This window comes from Magnetospirillum aberrantis SpK, assembly GCF_011022235.1.
Classification (GTDB): Bacteria; Pseudomonadota; Alphaproteobacteria; order Rhodospirillales; family Magnetospirillaceae; genus Magnetospirillum; species Magnetospirillum aberrantis.
On record NZ_JAAIYP010000037.1, the window covers coordinates 238,192 to 254,366 of the forward strand.

Below are 16,175 nucleotides of genomic sequence, written 5' to 3' on the forward strand. Positions count from 1 at the left end.
CACGCTTACAAGATGTTGTGTGGAACGCTGGCGGACGCAGCCGCCGCTTGCGCGCGGGCGCGCCGCCCCTATAATGCGCGCATGTCTGATCTCTTCCAACAGCTTGCCCCCAAGGGCACCGAATATTCGGCCAAGGACATCGAGGTCCTCGAGGGTCTTGAACCTGTCCGCCGCCGTCCCGGCATGTATATCGGCGGCACCGACGACCGCGCGCTGCACCATCTGGTGGCCGAGGTCCTGGACAACGCCATGGACGAGGCGGTGGCCGGCCACGCCAGTTGGATCGAACTGGAGTTGGACACCACCGGCTGCGCCACCATCCGCGACAACGGCCGCGGCATTCCGGTGGATCCGCACCCCAAGTTCCCGGACAAAAGCGCGTTGGAAGTGATTCTGACCACGCTGCATTCCGGCGGCAAGTTCGGCGGCGACGCCTACAAGGTGTCGGGCGGTCTGCACGGTGTCGGCGTGTCGGTGGTCAACGCGCTGTCGGACCGGCTGGTGGTCGAGGTGGCGCGCGAACGCAAGCTCTATCGCCAGGAATTCTCGCGCGGGGTGGCGCAGGGACCGTTGATGGAGGTGGGCGCGGTGCAGAACCGGCGCGGCACCACCGTCATCTTCCATCCCGACCCCGAGATTTTCGGCGATCGTGCCCGGCTGCGGGCGCGCACCGTTTACCGCATGACCCGTTCCAAGGCCTATTTGTTCCGGGGCGTGCAGATCCGCTGGAAATGCGATCCGCTGTTGATCGACGACGGCGACGACATTCCTGCCGAGGACACGCTGCATTTCCCCAATGGTCTGTCGGATTTCCTCGACAGCGTGCTCAAGGGGCGGCCGTTGTTGACGCGCGGCTTCTTCGCCGGCACCTCTCCCTTGGCCGACGACATGGGCCAGGTGGAATGGGCGGTGGCTTGGCCCGACGACGACGAGGACGGCTTCCTCAACACCTATTGCAACACCGTGCCGACGCCCGAGGGCGGTACCCACGAACAGGGGTTGCGCAACGCGCTGACCAAGGGGTTGCGCTCCTACGGCGATTTGCTGGGCAACAAGAAGGCCGCTTCGGTCACCGCCGAGGACGTGATGGGCGGCGCCTGCGTCCTGGTCAGCCTGTTCATCCGCGACCCGCAATTCCAGGGCCAGACCAAGGACAAGCTGGTCAGCGTCGAAGCCGCCCGTCTGGTGGAAAACGCGATCAAGGACCATTTCGACCATTGGCTTTCCGCCGACCCTGAATCGGGCAAGGCGCTGTTGGGCCGGATCATCGACCGGGCCGAGGAACGCCAGCGTAAGAGGGCGGCCAAGGAAACCAGCCGCAAGACCGCCACCAAGCGCTTGCGCCTGCCGGGCAAGCTGGCCGATTGCACGCGCCAGATCAATGTCGGCACCGAACTGTTCCTGGTCGAGGGCGATTCGGCCGGTGGTTCGGCCAAGTCTAGCCGCAGCCGCGAGACCCAGGCCATCCTGCCGCTCAAGGGCAAGATTCTGAACGTCGCTTCGGCTTCGGCCGATAAGATGCGCCAGAATCAGGAGGTCAAGGACCTGATCGAGGCCTTGGGCTGCGGCACCCGCGACGGCTACGACGGCGAAAAGCTGCGCTATGAGCGTGTGATCATCATGACCGACGCCGACGTGGACGGCGCCCACATCGCCAGCCTGTTGATGACCTTTTTCTATCAGGAAATGCCGGACCTGATTCGCGATGGCCACCTGTTCCTGGCCTTGCCGCCGCTTTATCGTCTGGCGCATGGCCAGACCGTGGTCTACGCCCGCGACGACGCCCACAAGGACGAGTTGCTGCGCACCACCTTCGCCGGCAAGAAGAACATCGAAATCAGCCGCTTCAAGGGTCTGGGCGAAATGCCGCCGGCCCAGCTCAAGGAAACCACCATGGACCCGCGCAAGCGCACCCTGATCAAGGTGACGCTGCCATCGGGCCGCACCGAGGAAGACAAGGAAGAGGCCAAGGATGCCGCCAATCTGGTGGAAACCCTGATGGGCAAGAAGGCGGAACTGCGCTTTCACTACATCCAGAAACACGCCCGCTTCGCGCGCGACCTGGATATCTGAGGCAGTTGTGGGGATGGCCAGCACGTCTCCGCATTCTTCCCGCGTGACCAGGACGCTTTTCCTGCGCTGGCTGTTGGCCTGCGGAATCGATTATCTGCTGCTGGCGGCGGCCGTCGTGATTCTCGTCCTGGGGTGGCCCGGTGTTCGGGAGCCGCTGAGCACGATCGCCATGATTTTCGCTGTCGGCCTGTTTTCCCAGCCGTTGGGCGAAATCCTGGGTGGGACCGTGGGCCAGCGCCTTGCTGGCATTCGTCTGGTCTGGACGTCGGGCGATCCGTTGCGAGGCGCCGTGTTGCGGCACGGTTACCGCTTGGGCATGCTGTGGGCGGTCGTGGACGCCATCCGCTATTGGTATCTGCACCGGCCGCTGGGGTGGGAATGGCATCCGCGCCGCCCGCTGTCTCTTGCCCAGGCGGCATGCGACCCTATTTCCGCCGAACAGAATATGGGAGGGCCGAGTTCATGATTCTCACCACCACCGACGGCGTCGACGGCGCCACCGTCAGCCAGTACCTGGGCATCGTCTCGGGTGACACCGTTCTGGGCACCAACATCTTTTCCGACTTTTTCGCCTCGATCCGCGACATCGTCGGCGGCCGTTCCGGGTCGTACGAGGGCAAGCTTCAGGACGCCAAGGACACCGCGCTCAAGGAAATGGCCGAGCGCGCCAAGAACTTGGGCGCCGACGCGGTGATCGGCATCGACCTCGACTATCATTCCATCGGCGGCGACAACAAGACGCTGTTGATGGTGGTGGCCAACGGCACGGCGGTAAAGCTGGCGCGGTGACGCGGACGACGCGGGGCTGACCCGCGCAATATGCTCTGGCGGGGATATGCGTTCCGGCGCATATTCTCTCCATGGAATACGCATCCTCTTTATTCGCGGCCCTGTCCGATCCGTTGCGTTTACGCTGTCTGGCGTTGCTGGCGCGTCGCGGCGAATTGTGCGTGTGCGAGTTGACGCACGCCCTGGCGGTGGCCCAGCCCAAGGTTTCCAAACATCTGGCGGTGCTGCGCGAAGTCGGGCTGGTCCGTGACCGGCGCGAGGCGCAGTGGGTGCTGTACGCTCCGGCTGACGACCTTCCCGATTGGGTGGCGGACGCGGTGGACGCGGCGGTGCGTGGCGTTTCCGCCTCGGCCGTCTGTGCCGAGGACACCGCCCGTCTGGACGGCGTGACCCTTCGTCCCTCGAAGATCGCAGCGGGGTAAGCATGTTCCATTGGTTCACCTTGCTGGCCGATTGGGCGGTGTTCGACCTGGTGAAGCTGGAGCGGGGAAGCAAGCTGGCTGACGCGCTGCATTTTTTTTGTCGAGGACACCACCAAGATATTCTTTCTGTTGTTCGCCGTGATGTTCGTCATGGCGCTGTTCCGCCGCTGGCTGGCGCCGGAAAAGGTGCGCGCCATGATCGACGGGCGGTCGCGCTGGGTCGCCTATGGACTGGCCGCCCTGTTGGGGGCGGTGACGCCGTTTTGTTCGTGCTCGTCGGTGCCACTGTTCATTGGTTTCCTGGAAGCCGGCATCCCGGTGGGGGTGACCATGGCCTTCCTCATCACCTCGCCTCTGGTCAACGAGGTGGCGGTGGTCATCCTGGGCTCGGTGGTGGGTTGGCAACTGACGGCGGTTTATGTGGCGGTCGGCATGGCGGTCGGCGTGGTCGGCGGCGTGCTGATCGACCGGTTCCGCCTGGAACGTTATGTCGAGGACTATGTCTGGCAGATCCGCATGGGGCAGTTGGCGGTGGGCGAGGTGGATTACAGCCTGCGCGGATTGATGCGTTATGGCTGGGACGAGGCCACGGCGCTGGTGCGGCGGGTCTGGCTGTACGTGGTTGCCGGCATCGCCATCGGCGCCGCCCTGCATGGCTATGTGCCGGCCGAGTTCTTCGCCGCCCATGCCGGCCCCGACAATCCCTTCGCGGTGCCGTTGGCGGTGCTGGTGGGCCTGCCGCTTTATTCCAACGTCACCGGCATCATTCCGGTGGCCGAGGCGTTGTTGGGCAAGGGGCTGCCGGCCGGCACGGTCATCGCCTTCATGATGAGCGTGGTGGCGCTGTCGCCGCCGGAATTCGTCATCCTGCGCAAGGTGCTGAAGCCGCGGCTTCTTATCTATTTCGCGCTGTATCTGGCGCTGGCCTTCATGCTGGTCGGCGTCTTGCTGAACGCGGTCATGTCGTGATGGGAGGAAGGATCATGAAGACGGTCAAGGTGTTGGGCTCGGGTTGCAAGAATTGCACGACGACGGCCAAGATGATCGAGGAACGTGCCGCCGCCCTGGGCGTCGAGATCACGCTGGAAAAGGTCACCGACATGGCGGCTATCCTGGGGCATGGCGTGATGAGCACGCCCGGCGTGGTGGTCGACGGCAAGGTGGTTCATGCCGGGGGCGTTCCCTCCGCCGACAAGATCGAGGGCTGGCTGAAGGGGTGAGCGGTCAAGGGATACGTTTACCCTTCAGCATCACCGAAGCACGCCAGAACCCCAACCCCTGGCCATCGACGAAGTGTACATGCCGGTCGGCGGCGAAGTCGCCGACCATGCAGGTAAGCGTGGTGGCCTTGGCGCGTGCCGTGCCGAAGCGGATGTCGCCGCGCGCTTCGGCTTCGGCCAGGAGGGTTTCGATACGTGCGGCCTCGCTCTCGGTGACGTCGAGCACGAAGCGCGGCCCGCCAGATTGCTTGCGGTAGTCGGTGCGTTCGGCCAGACGGCGGCGGTAGAAATCGGAATCCACCCCCAACAGCCGTCCGCCCGCCACATGGGTCAGGCGCAGGATGACGCCGCCGGCCAGGGCGCGCAGCTTGCGCGCCAGCCGCCGGGCCTTGGGCTCGGTTCGGGCCTCGATCTCAAGCGCGTGGGCATCGGGAATGCCACCGGGCACCAGGCTTTCACCGTCGCCCAAGGGGGCGGCCGCGCCGGTGGGTATCACGCCTTCGATCTCGGTTTGCAGCCGACGCAGATTCGCCAGTCCCTCGGCGCCGGGGCGCAGGGGGTCGATGATGACGCACAGCACCCCGCCGCGCCGGGGGGGAACCGGTCGCCACCGGCACGACAATCCCTCAAGGCCGGGCAACTCGCCCGCACGGGGGGATAGACGCCAACGCGGGTCGGTCTTCAGCCAGTGTTCGGCCATGGCGGCACCGTCCCCCAGGAACTGGCCGAAGACGTTGCCGTTGCCGAAATCCTGAAGCGCGGCCAGTACGGTGTGGCCGGCGCGCCGCAACTCGGCCACCGGCACAACGCCGACCCGCAAGGTGATATCCAATTCGCTGGCCGCCCAATGGGCCAGCGCCGCCAGCGCGTCACGCGCGGAATCGGCGTATCCGGGGGGAACGGCGGCCATGGCGCCGTCGCCGCCGAACTGACAGGCGGCGGGATTGTCCGGGGTGCCGCAAACAGCGGACAAGGCGGCGACCACCGCCCCGGCGACATAGTTGACGTCGCGGTCGCGACCCTGGTCGGCCAGCCGGGTGCTGCCCTCGACATCCGACACCGCCATGGCCCAGTCGTCGGGCAGAACCGCATAGCGGGCGGGGTCGAAGGCCTCGGCGGCGAAATCGCGAAGCGTCGGCAGGATCATGGGGACAAGGGGACGGGAACCGGAGACGGTTCCGCCCCCGACTCCTCAGGCCTTGGCCGCGGCCAGGGCGGCGTCGTAATCGGGTTCCTCGGCCACTTCCGACACCAACTGGGTGTACTTGACCTTGCCGTCGGCGCCGATCACCACCACCGCGCGGGCCAACAGGCCGGCCAGCGGGCCATCGACGATGGTCACGCCATAGCGCGTACCGAAATCCTTGTCCCGTAGGTCGGACACGCTGGCGACGCGCTCAAGGCCCTCGGCGCCGCAAAAGCGCTTATGGGCGAAGGGCAGGTCGGCCGAGGCGCACAGCACGGTCACGGTGCCGGCCTTATCCAATTCGGCATTGAACCGGCGCACGGAGGCGGCGCAGGTGGGGGTGTCGACGCTGGGGAAGATGGAAAGCACCACGGTCTGGCCGGTCAGATCCTTGAGCGACACCGCCGACAGGTCGGTCTTGACCAGGGTGAAGTCGGGGGCGGCGGTGCCCACTGCCGGCAGCTCGCCGGCGGTGTGGATGGGGTTTCCCTTCAACGTGACGGTAGCCATGGGGTGCTCCTGTTCGAGATGAATGACAGGAGTGTGGGACCTTCCCCTGTTCGTGGCAACCCCTGCCGCGGAGCTGTTCCGCCGCCATGGCGCAATCGCCCGAGGCTTGTATTTAAAAAAAAGACGCACCCGCCCAAGTCATGGGCAGGTGCGCGTTTAATAGCCCTTTGTTTCTATGCTGTGATCAGCGATCCGGGGCGGCGAACATGCTCTCGTTGCGGATCACCTGACCGGTGCTCTTTTCCGTCAGCACGAACACAACCGGCTGTCGGGCGCTTTTCAGCGAGCTGTCGGGCGCCGAGACGAAGATGCGGAAGGTGCCGACGGTGTCGCCCTCGACCTCAAGCTCGGTCTGGGTGGCGTTGCTGTCACCGCCGACCACGTCGATGGTCGCCCCGTCGATCCCCTGGGTGGTGAGGATATAGGTGCGGTCCTCGCGGATCATGTTGAGGATCTTGTAGGAATAGCCGTTGCGGACACCACCATCGGACAATTGCACGAACAGCGGGCTGCGTTCATGCAGCACGTTGACTTCGATGGTCGAACGGTTCAGCAGCGCGGTCAGCATCACCGTCCCGACGATGGTCAGGATCGCCATATAAAGGATGGTGCGCGGACGGACGATGCGCTTGCCGGGCGGGGTGGCGCCGGCGTTGCGGGCTTCCTGGTTGGCCGAGGAATCCAGGCTGATCAGACCGCGCGGCAGGCCGAACTTGTCCATCACCGCGTCGCAGGCGTCGATGCACAGGCCGCAGCCGATGCAGGCCAACTGGTTGCCGAAGCGGATGTCGACGCCAGTGGGGCAGCTTTGGACACACAGCTTGCAGTCGATGCAATGGCCGCGCCCTTCGAAGTTGCGGTCCTTGGGGGCCGGGGCCCGCGGCTCGCCGCGCCACGCTTCGTAGGACACGATCAGCGAATGTTCGTCCAGCATGGCCGACTGGAAACGGGAATAGGGGCACATGTAGACGCAGACGCGCTCGCGGGCGAAACCGGCCAACAGGAAGCAGAAGCCGCCGATGACACCGATGAACAGATAGGTCGCCGGCGCCGCCTGAAGGGTGAAGATTTCACGCACGATGACGAAGGCGTCGCCGAACCATAGGACCAGCCCCAGGCCGCACAGGAACGACACCACCGCCCAAAGCAGATAGACCAGACCCTGGCGCGCGGCCTTGCCGGCGGTCATGGGCTGGCGGCCAAAGGCGATGCGGGCGTTGCGGTCGCCCAGCACCCAATGCTCGATCTTCTGGAACAGGTCGGTATAGACCGTCTGCCAGCACAGGAAGCCGCACCATACGCGCCCCGCCAGGGCGCTCATCAGGAACAGCGAGATGGCGGCGATCAGCAACAGGCCGGTGACGTAATAGACTTCCTGCGGCCAGATTTCGATGTTGAAGAAATAGGCGCGACGGCCAGCCATGTCGATCAGGATGGCCTGATCCGGGGCGCCCGGACCACGGTCCCAGCGCATGAACGGGGCCAAATGCCACCAGCCCAAAAGGATGATCATCAACCACCACTTGATGGAGCGGAAGATGCCCTTGACCGACCGCGGCTGGGCCTGGCCCTTTTCGCGGTAGAACGGCACTTCGCCCTTGTGGATGGTGCTGGTGGGAACCGTTTCTGGTTCTGAGACCGTACTCATGCCTGGAGTCCTCCTGTCCTGTCGGAACCCTTTCTAATATACTGAAGGGGTAGTGCGCTATGCTTGTCTGAGCGAAGCGCCCATGTCCTGGCCGCAAGTACTTTGTGTGCGAATTGTCACTGACTTCGCTCACGGATCCACATAGCCGGCATCGACAAGACAATCAGGACGATCCATGTAGTAATGCAAACGCTGTTGCAGAAGCGGGCTGCGGTGTTGTTGTTCCAGGCGATGCGCCACTTCGCCGAAACGCAGAAGGTCGCCGGGGACACGACAACTGATCCGATGGGGACAGGTGGCGCAACATTTCATGGGATGCCTCTGCGAATTGTTGTTTTCTCGACCTTAGCGGCGGACGGTGACGCGGCGGTGTCGTGCCGGTGATGGAATGATGACAAATGGTTGTGCTTGATGGGGAGAGGGTGCGGCTGCGTCCCTGGCGGGCCGGGGATCGTCCGGGATTTCGCGCGATGGGGGCCGATCCCAAGGTGATGGAGTTCATGCCGTCCTTGCTGTCGGCGGAGGCGGCGGACGACTTGGCCGGACGGATCGCCGCCGACCTGGATCGGCGCGGTTGGGGGCTGTGGGCGTTGGAGGTGCCGGGAAAGACCGAATTCGGTGGTTTCGTCGGTCTCAAACCGGTGCCGGAGGACCTGCCGTTCGTCCCGGCGGTCGAGGTGGCGTGGCGACTGGATCCGATGTTGTGGGGACAAGGCTATACCACCGAGGCGGCGCGTCTTGCCCTGGATCATGGCTTCGCCGTGCTGAAGCTGCGCGAAATCGTGTCCTTCACCGCCTTGCCGAACCTGCGCTCCCAGGCGGTCATGCGGCGGCTGGGGATGACGGCGGCGGGAGAGTTCGAACATTCCGCGCTGCCACCGGGGCATTGGTTGCGTCGCCACGTGCTGTACCGTAAAAACGCGCCATGACCGTTCCCACGCTTTACATCGACGGTGACGCCTGTCCGGTGAAGGACGAGGCCATCCGTGTCGCCGAACGCCATCAGGCGCCGGTGGTGATCGTTTCCAACCGCTGGCACCGCATCGACCATTATCTGGTGACCCAGGTCGTGGCGACCGAAGGCGCCGACGCCGCCGACGATATCATCGTCGACCGGATCGGTCCGGGTGACGTGGTGGTCACCGCCGACATCCCGCTGGCCAATCGCTGCCTGGAAAAAGGGGCGCATCCCATCGACCCGCGCGGCCGTCCGTTCGAGGAAGCCAATATCGGCATGCAGATGGCCATGCGTGAATTGATGCGGGGCCTGCGCGAGACCGGTGAAGTGACCGGCGGCCCGTCGGGTTTCACCAAACAGGACCGCTCGCGGTTTCTCGACGGTCTGGAAAAGGTGATGCAGGCGGCCAGACGCGGGCGCTGATCAGCGCCCGTTACGGCAGCGATGGCGGCCAGGGGACATGAACGGCGCACATCTAATGCGGTTATTTTTCTTGGTGTATTGGTAATCAGAGGTTTCTGGCGTGCTGCGGTGAGTACTGTTCATCGGGAATAGTTTTTCGGATAAAGCGGAATAAAACGTCTCTGCGTTCTGTAATAAATTGTTCTGACGATATGAAATATAGGCTATTTTCGTGAAGCCGGATGGGTGAGACGGTTCGTATGGGGAGCGGGCACATGAAGTTGCGGGGCAAAGTCCTTCTGGGAAACTTGACCATCGCCGCCTTTGCCGCGGTGGTCTCGTGCACGATGGCATGGGAAGCGGCCAGCGACCTCTCGGCGCAATCGAAAGCGGGAAAGATCCTGGCGGCCTTCGAAAGGGGACTGGCGGTCAACGGTTTCATCGGCGCCGAGCGCGGCGCCTGGGGGCGGGCGCTACAGGCGCCGGACCCGGCGACCCAGGACCAACTTGCCGATATCTCCAAGTTCACGAAAACCACCGACGACCTGTTGGAGAGCGCGATCGATTCGACGCAGGCGGCCGGTCTGCCGCTGACCCAACTGGAAAACGCCCGATCGACCTTGAAGAACCTGCGGGCGACAAGCCTTGCCGCGCTGGCCAAGGCGAAGTCCGAACGCCCCGAGAATGCTCTGCTCGCCAATGTCGACGGTCTGGGAAAGGTGGTCGTGGCACTGAACTCGGGCATCAACCAAAGCTACAGCGCGTTGTTGTCGGCGGCCCCCAACCTGGGTGACGCCGCCAGTCTGGCGTTGATGGCCCAGGATATGCGTACAATCGGAGGTTTGCGGTCGTCGTCCTTGGGCATTTATGCCCGCAATCAGCCGTTCACGCCCGAGCGCTTGCGTGGCGTGATCGAGGAAACCGGCCAGATCGCCCTGTTGTGGCAGATGGTGCAACAGCAGGTCGTCAACATGGGCGAACCCCAGGTGTTGAAGGACGCCATCGACTCTGTGCGCGGCAGCTTCATGGGGACGGGCGAGAAGCGTTTCCAATCCGTCCTGGAGGCGGCGCGCCAGGGTTTGCCGTCGCCGGAAAAATGGGGCACATGGACCACCGAGAATCTGGACACCGTTTTCGTGCTGCGCGACGCCGCCGTGAAGGATGCCTATGAGTCGAATGCCCAGGCCGTCAACGAAGCCCGCTTCCGGTTGGGATTGTCGCTCGCGGTCCTGGCTGCCGTGGTGGTCGCCAGCGTCATCGTGCTGTTGGTGATGTCGCGCCAGGTCATCCAGCCGTTGGGCACCCTGACCCTTGTTCTGGACCGGTTGGCACGCCATGACCTGACGGTTGATATTCCCGGCTGTGACCGAGGGGACGAGGTCGGGTCGATGGCGACCGCCGTGCGGGTGCTTCGCGACAACGCGGTGAAGGCCGACAAGGTCGCCGAGGAGCAGGAGCGCGACCGTCTCGCCCGTGAGGAACGGGGACGCAGGCTGGAGGCGTTGGCGCACGGCTTCGATACCCAGGTTTCCGGGGTGTTGACCGAGGTGGGCGAGGCGCTGTCCGTGCTGGAGAACACCGCCGCCGCCATGCACCGGATTTCCCGCCAGACCAGCGAGCAGGCGACGAACGTGGCGACGGCGTCGGAAGAAGCGTCGTCCGGCGTGCAGACGGTGGCCAGTTCGGCCGAGGAACTGTCGGCCTCCATCGCCGAGATCGCGCGTCAGGTCACCCAGTCCAGCCAGGCGTCTCAGGCCGCGTCCGAGGAAGCGCGACAGACCAACATCCTGGTCCAGGGCTTGGCCTCCACGTCGACCAGGATCGGCGACGTGGTCAAGCTGATCAACGACATCGCGTCGCAGACCAACCTTCTGGCGCTGAACGCGACCATCGAGGCGGCCCGTGCCGGCGAGGCCGGCAAGGGTTTCGCCGTGGTCGCCGGTGAGGTCAAGAACCTGGCCAACCAGACGTCAAAGGCCACCGAGGAAATCACCTCGCAGATCCAGGCCGTGCAATCGGCTACGCGCGAGACGGTCAACGCCATCGCCAGCATCGTGTCGCGCATCGAAGAGATCAACCAGATCGGTACCGCCATCGCCTCGGCGGTCGAGGAACAGTCGGCCGCGACCCGCGAGATCGCCCGCAACGTTCAGCAGACGTCGGCGGGAATGCAGCAGGTTTCCGCCAACATCGCGGGAGTGACCGGTTCGGCCAGGGACACCGGTGAAGCCGCCGGACAGGTGTTGAACAGCTCGAGCACGGTGTCGCACGGCACCGACAACCTGCGCGGGACGGTCAACGCCTTCCTGGATAACGTCCGTCAGCTATAGGCATTCCCGCCGATCCGGGACCCCTTCCCCAAAGTAAAATCCCCCTCCCGCCAATGGCGGGAGGGGGATTGATTTTTGTCGAGGTTATTAGCCCGCGTTTTCCGCCGCACCGCCCTCGGGCAGGCCGGCGAAGCGGCGCAGCTTGGCGAAACGGGCGTGGATGGCGTTTTCGGCCTGGGACACCAGGGCGCGGAAACGCTCGGGATCGTGGCGTTCGACCATGGTGAAGCGGGCTTCGTTCTTCAGGAAGTCGTACAGATGGCCGACGGGTTCGGCGCTGTCGAGCGTCAGCGGATGTTCGCCGGTGGTCAGCTTGCGCGGGTCCCAGCGGTACAGCGGCCAATATCCCGACTGAACCGCCAGCTTCTGTTGGTCCAGACCGTGGGCCAGATCGTAACCGTGGGCGATGCAGTGCGAATAGGCCACGATCAGCGACACGCCCGGCCACGACACCGCGTCCTGGATGGCGCGCTGGGTCTGGACGTCCTTGGCGCCGAAGGCCACGTTGGCGACATAGACGTCGCCATAGGCCATGGCCATCATGCCCAGATCCTTCTTGGGCAGGGACTTGCCGGCCACCGCGAATTTGGCGGTGGCGGCCAGCGGCGTCGCCTTGGATTGCTGGCCGCCGGTGTTGGAGTAAACCTCGGTGTCCATCACCAGGATGTTGACGTTCTTGCCCGACGCGAAGACGTGGTCGAGACCGCCGTACCCGATGTCATAGGCCCAGCCGTCACCGCCGATGATGAAGATGACCTTTTCCACCAGATAGTCGGCGACATCGTTCAGGCGTGCCGCCTCGATTCCCGGAACCGCGGCCAGGATCTTGCGCAATTCATCGACGCGGGCACGTTGGGCGGCGATCTCGGCGTCGTTGGCCTGCGTCGCGTGGATCAGGGCGTTGGCCAGTTGCTCCGGCACTTTGCCGGTCCCGGCCAGATGGGTCAGCATGTGCTTGGCGTGCGACTTGTGGGCATCCACCGCCAGACGGTAGCCCATGCCGAATTCGGCGTTGTCCTCGAACAGCGAGTTGGACCAGGCCGGGCCACGGCCGTCGGCGTTGGTGGCGTAAGGCGTGGTCGGCAGGTTGCCGCCATAGATGGAGGAACAGCCGGTGGCGTTGGCCACCATCAGCCGGTCGCCGTAAAGCTGGGTCAGCAGCTTGAGATACGGCGTCTCGCCGCAGCCCAGGCAGGCTCCAGAGAATTCGAACAAAGGCTGAAGGAACTGCGCCGTCTTGACCGTGGGGGCGGTCAGCACGGTACGGTCGGCCTCGGGCAAGGCGTGGAAGAAGTCCCAATTGTCCTTTTCGTCGGCCAGGATCGGCTGCTTGTCGACCATGCGCAGGGCGGTGCGCGACGGGTCCTTCTTGTCCTTGCCGGGGCAGACCTTGACGCACAGCGTGCAGCCGGTGCAGTCCTCGGGCGCCACCTGCAACAGGTATTCGGCGCCCTTGAACTCGCCCCCCTTGTAGGGGACGTGCTTCAGCGTGCCCGGTGCCGCGTCCAGCGCGGCGGGGTCGGCCACCTTGACGCGGATGGCGGCGTGCGGGCAGACCAGGGTGCACTTGTTGCACTGGATGCACACGCTGGCATCCCATACCGGGATTTCGGCGGCGATGTTGCGCCGTTCGAAGCGCGCGGTGCCGGTGGGCCAGGTGCCGTCCGGCGGGAAGGCCGAGACCGGCAACAGGTCGCCCTTGTTGGCCAGCATCACGGCCGAGACGCGCTGGACGAATTCGGGCGCTTCCTGGGGCACGATCGGCGGCTTGACGCGGGTCGAAGTGACGGCGGCGGGGATGGTCACCTGTTCCAGGTGGGCCAGCGCCTGATCGACGGCGGCGAAGTTCTTGGCCACCAGCTTTTCCGACTTGCGGCCATAGGTCTTTTCGATGGCCTTCTTGATGTGCTTGATCGCCTCGTCCTTGGGCAGCACGCCGGACAGCGCGAAGAAACACGTCTGCATGATGGTGTTGATGCGCTGCCCCATGCCGGCGGCCATGGCCACCGTACGGGCGTCGATCACATGCATCTCGATGTTCTTGTCGATGATCTGCTGTTGCACTTCACGCGGCAACTGGTCCCACACCTCGTCCTTGGAATAGGGCGAGTTGAGCAGGAAACGCGCGCCCGGCGCGGCGTGTTCGAGCACGTCGTACTTGTCCAGGAACACGAAATGGTGGCAGGCGACGAAGCCGGCCCGGTCCAGCAGATAGGCGCTGCGGATCGGCTCCGGGCTGGTGCGCAGATGCGAGATGGTTACCGCGCCCGACTTTTTCGAGTCGTAGACGAAATAACCCTGGCCGTAGAGCCCGGCCTGTTCGGCGATGATCTTGATGGAGTTCTTGTTGGCGCCCACCGTGCCGTCGGCCCCCAGGCCGAAGAACAAGGCGGTGCGTACCTTACCCATGGGCAGGTGGAAATCGTCGTCCACCGGCAACGACAGGTGGGTGACGTCGTCCATGATGCCGACGGTGAAATCGTGGCGGGGCTTGGGCGCGGCCAGTTCGTCATAGATCGCCTTGACCATGGCCGGGGTGAATTCCTTGCTGGCCAGGCCATAACGGCCGCCGATCACCACCGGATCGGCGGCGGCGGCGCGCAAGCCTTGCGCCTTGGCCTGAGCCAGGGCGGTGACGATGTCGAGATACAGCGGCTCTCCCACCGCGCCCGGTTCCTTGCAACGGTCAAGCACGGCGATGGCGCGCACGGACGGCGGCAGGGCGGCGACCAGAGCATCGACCGAGAACGGCCGGAACAGCCGCACCTTGATCACGCCCAGCTTGGCGCCCTGGCTGTTCAGGTAGTCCACGGTCTCGTGCACGGTCTCGGCGCCCGAGCCCATGACGACGATCACCCGGTCGGCGTCAGCGGCGCCGTGATAGTCGAACAGCTTGTAGGCGCGGCCCGTCAGCTTGGCGAAGGCGTCCATGGTTTCCTGGACCAGGCCGGGACAGGCCATGTACCAGGGGTTGCGCGCTTCCTGCATCTGGAAGAAGGTGTCGGGATTTTGCGACGACCCGCGCAGCACCGGACGGTCGGGGCTGATGGCGCGGTGGCGATGCGCGGTGATCAGGTCTTCGTCGATCAGGGTGCGCAGGTCGGCATCGGTCAGTTCCTCGATCTTGGCCACCTCGTGCGAGGTGCGGAAGCCGTCGAAGAAATGCAGGAAAGGCACACGGGCCTTGAGCGTGGTGGCGTGCGCGATGGCCGCCATGTCGTGCGCTTCCTGGACGCTGGCGGAAGCCAGCATGGCAAAGCCGGTCTGGCGGCAGGCCATGACGTCGGAATGGTCGCCGAAAATGGACAGCGCGTGGGTGGCGATGGTGCGGGCCGACACATGCATGGCGAACGAGGTCAGCTCGCCCGCGATCTTGTACATGTTCGGGATCATCAACAACAGGCCCTGCGAGGCGGTGAAGGTGGTCGCCAGCGCGCCGGCCTGAAGCGCGCCGTGCACGGCGCCGGCGGCGCCGCCTTCGTGCTCCATCTCGGCCACGTCGGGAATCGAGCCCCACAGGTTGGGGTGTCCCTCCGACGCCCATTGGTCGGCCAGTTCGCCCATGGTCGAAGAGGGGGTGATCGGGTAGATGGCAGCCACTTCGCTGACGCGATAAGCCACCGAGGCGCAGGCCTCGTTACCGTCTACGGTGATGAGTTTCCGTTTCGCCATGTTGTCCGCCTGCTGTTCTTCTAAGCTAAAAGGCATACACCTATCGGGTGTGGCAAATGCGCCGACAGTCGGCAGCATAGGCATCGCTTCATCAATCCTGCAAGTCAGTTTCGGTCTATACCAGTCCTGCTGCAAATGAATACTTGCGAATTGTTCTCATAACAAAAAATCTTTTGCCAAGGCACTGTCAGAGTGTCTCCGCATGTACATCCTTGACGGGTGATGTATCCTTCCAACTTTCGGATACGCTCATGTAATTGAGGGGGGTATGACAACAAGTAGTTGCTATGTGTGTGGTTTTTATGACACCATGCAACTGGGGCGTTGTGTTACAGGAACCAAGATGACTGCTACCGCCAAATTGGCCGATCAAACCATTACCCGTCGTCACTCCAGCCGTGGCCGTACTCCTTCGGGCAAGCCCAATCCCGTTGACGTGCATGTGGGTGCACGCGTGCGCTTGCGTCGCACGCTTCTTGGCATGAGCCAGGAAAAGCTGGGCGAAGCCCTGGGACTGACTTTTCAGCAGGTGCAGAAGTACGAACGCGGCGCCAACCGTGTCGGCGCCTCGCGCTTGTTCGACCTGTCGCGCGTTCTCGACGTTCCGGTCAGTTTCTTCTTCGACGACATGTCCGAAGAGGTGGAATCCTTGTCGCCGCGTCTGATCTCGGGCATTTCCGAGGAACCGACCGGTTTCGAAGCCGATCCCATGACCAAGCGTGAGACGTTGGAACTGGTGCGCGCCTATTACCGCATCACCGACCCCCAGGTACGCAAGCGGGTGCTTGACCTTGCCAAGGCGCTTGGTGCCAGCATGGAAGAATAGCCGGCACTAGTGCATTGAAGCATTCAGATGATTCAATGCACCAAGCCTGAGCGGCGCCTGAGCTTGGCTTGTGCCGGAGGCACAGCCGCCAAAGGCAAACCTAGTGCGATGACGCATCTGAATGCGTCATCGCACTAGA

15 protein-coding genes are annotated in these 16,175 nt (G+C 64.1%); 10 read left to right on the forward strand and 5 right to left on the reverse strand.

All coding sequences use genetic code 11. The annotated features are described in order from the left end of the window. Positions 1-81: 81 nt before the first annotated feature. The 6 genes from parE to G4223_RS11005 all read left to right on the forward strand — a co-directional run bounded on the left by parE (position 82) and on the right by G4223_RS11005 (position 4,504). Positions 82-2,073 carry a DNA topoisomerase IV subunit B gene (parE, locus tag G4223_RS10980; RefSeq protein WP_163679186.1) on the forward strand — a complete coding sequence of 664 codons (1,992 nt, stop codon included), beginning with the start codon at positions 82-84 and terminating at the stop codon, positions 2,071-2,073. 43 nt (positions 2,074-2,116) lie between these two features. Continuing rightward, positions 2,117-2,539: an RDD family protein gene (locus G4223_RS10985; protein ID WP_163679188.1), complete on the forward strand. Its 423-nt coding sequence runs from the start codon at positions 2,117-2,119 to the stop codon at positions 2,537-2,539. Then, positions 2,536-2,862 (forward strand): YbjQ family protein, encoded by a 327-nt coding sequence (locus G4223_RS10990; protein WP_163679192.1) that lies wholly within the window; start codon positions 2,536-2,538, stop codon positions 2,860-2,862. Before G4223_RS10985 ends, G4223_RS10990 begins: the two co-directional genes overlap by 4 nt. Before the next feature lie 71 nt (positions 2,863-2,933). After that, the gene (locus G4223_RS10995; RefSeq protein ID WP_163679195.1) at positions 2,934-3,284 is read left to right on the forward strand and encodes a metalloregulator ArsR/SmtB family transcription factor; all 351 of its coding nucleotides are present in this window, start codon (positions 2,934-2,936) and stop codon (positions 3,282-3,284) included. Positions 3,285-3,422: 138 nt separating this feature from the next. Next, the gene (locus G4223_RS11000) at positions 3,423-4,253 is read left to right on the forward strand and encodes a permease (protein ID WP_338086871.1); all 831 of its coding nucleotides are present in this window, start codon (positions 3,423-3,425) and stop codon (positions 4,251-4,253) included. Between the two features lie 14 nt (positions 4,254-4,267). Beyond that, the gene (locus tag G4223_RS11005) at positions 4,268-4,504 is read left to right on the forward strand and encodes a thioredoxin family protein (protein WP_163679198.1); all 237 of its coding nucleotides are present in this window, start codon (positions 4,268-4,270) and stop codon (positions 4,502-4,504) included. A gap of 4 nt (positions 4,505-4,508) precedes the next feature. Here the strand turns inward: G4223_RS11005 and G4223_RS11010 are convergent, their stop codons facing one another. The 4 genes from G4223_RS11010 to G4223_RS11025 all read right to left on the reverse strand — a co-directional run bounded on the left by G4223_RS11010 (position 4,509) and on the right by G4223_RS11025 (position 8,160). Continuing rightward, a complete protein-coding gene (locus G4223_RS11010) occupies positions 4,509-5,651 on the reverse strand; it encodes a DUF3095 family protein (protein ID WP_163679201.1) in 1,143 nt (380 codons plus the stop codon). Between the two features lie 45 nt (positions 5,652-5,696). Next, positions 5,697-6,200 carry a thiol peroxidase gene (gene tpx, locus G4223_RS11015; protein WP_163679204.1) on the reverse strand — a complete coding sequence of 168 codons (504 nt, stop codon included), beginning with the start codon at positions 6,198-6,200 and terminating at the stop codon, positions 5,697-5,699. 184 nt (positions 6,201-6,384) lie between these two features. Beyond that, a complete protein-coding gene (gene ccoG, locus G4223_RS11020) occupies positions 6,385-7,848 on the reverse strand; it encodes a cytochrome c oxidase accessory protein CcoG (protein WP_163679208.1) in 1,464 nt (487 codons plus the stop codon). Positions 7,849-7,977: 129 nt separating this feature from the next. Then, complete coding sequence (locus G4223_RS11025; RefSeq protein WP_163679211.1) at positions 7,978-8,160, reverse strand: hypothetical protein; 183 nt, start codon at positions 8,158-8,160, stop codon at positions 7,978-7,980. A gap of 86 nt (positions 8,161-8,246) precedes the next feature. Here G4223_RS11025 and G4223_RS11030 point away from each other — a divergent pair, with 86 nt between their 5' ends. The 3 genes from G4223_RS11030 to G4223_RS11040 all read left to right on the forward strand — a co-directional run bounded on the left by G4223_RS11030 (position 8,247) and on the right by G4223_RS11040 (position 11,538). Next, positions 8,247-8,777 (forward strand): GNAT family N-acetyltransferase, encoded by a 531-nt coding sequence (locus G4223_RS11030; RefSeq protein WP_163679214.1) that lies wholly within the window; start codon positions 8,247-8,249, stop codon positions 8,775-8,777. Beyond that, complete coding sequence (locus tag G4223_RS11035; protein WP_163679217.1) at positions 8,774-9,229, forward strand: YaiI/YqxD family protein; 456 nt, start codon at positions 8,774-8,776, stop codon at positions 9,227-9,229. The genes G4223_RS11030 and G4223_RS11035 overlap by 4 nt, the downstream gene beginning before the upstream one ends. A gap of 254 nt (positions 9,230-9,483) precedes the next feature. Next, positions 9,484-11,538: a methyl-accepting chemotaxis protein gene (locus G4223_RS11040; protein ID WP_163679220.1), complete on the forward strand. Its 2,055-nt coding sequence runs from the start codon at positions 9,484-9,486 to the stop codon at positions 11,536-11,538. Between the two features lie 87 nt (positions 11,539-11,625). On the opposite strand, the gene nifJ is transcribed toward G4223_RS11040, so the two are convergent. Continuing rightward, positions 11,626-15,210 carry a pyruvate:ferredoxin (flavodoxin) oxidoreductase gene (nifJ, locus tag G4223_RS11045; RefSeq protein ID WP_163679223.1) on the reverse strand — a complete coding sequence of 1,195 codons (3,585 nt, stop codon included), beginning with the start codon at positions 15,208-15,210 and terminating at the stop codon, positions 11,626-11,628. A 343-nt stretch (positions 15,211-15,553) separates the two neighbouring features. On the opposite strand from nifJ, the gene G4223_RS11050 reads away from it, so the two are divergent. Continuing rightward, the gene (locus G4223_RS11050; protein ID WP_163679226.1) at positions 15,554-16,036 is read left to right on the forward strand and encodes a helix-turn-helix domain-containing protein; all 483 of its coding nucleotides are present in this window, start codon (positions 15,554-15,556) and stop codon (positions 16,034-16,036) included. The last annotated feature ends 139 nt before the right edge of the window (positions 16,037-16,175 follow it).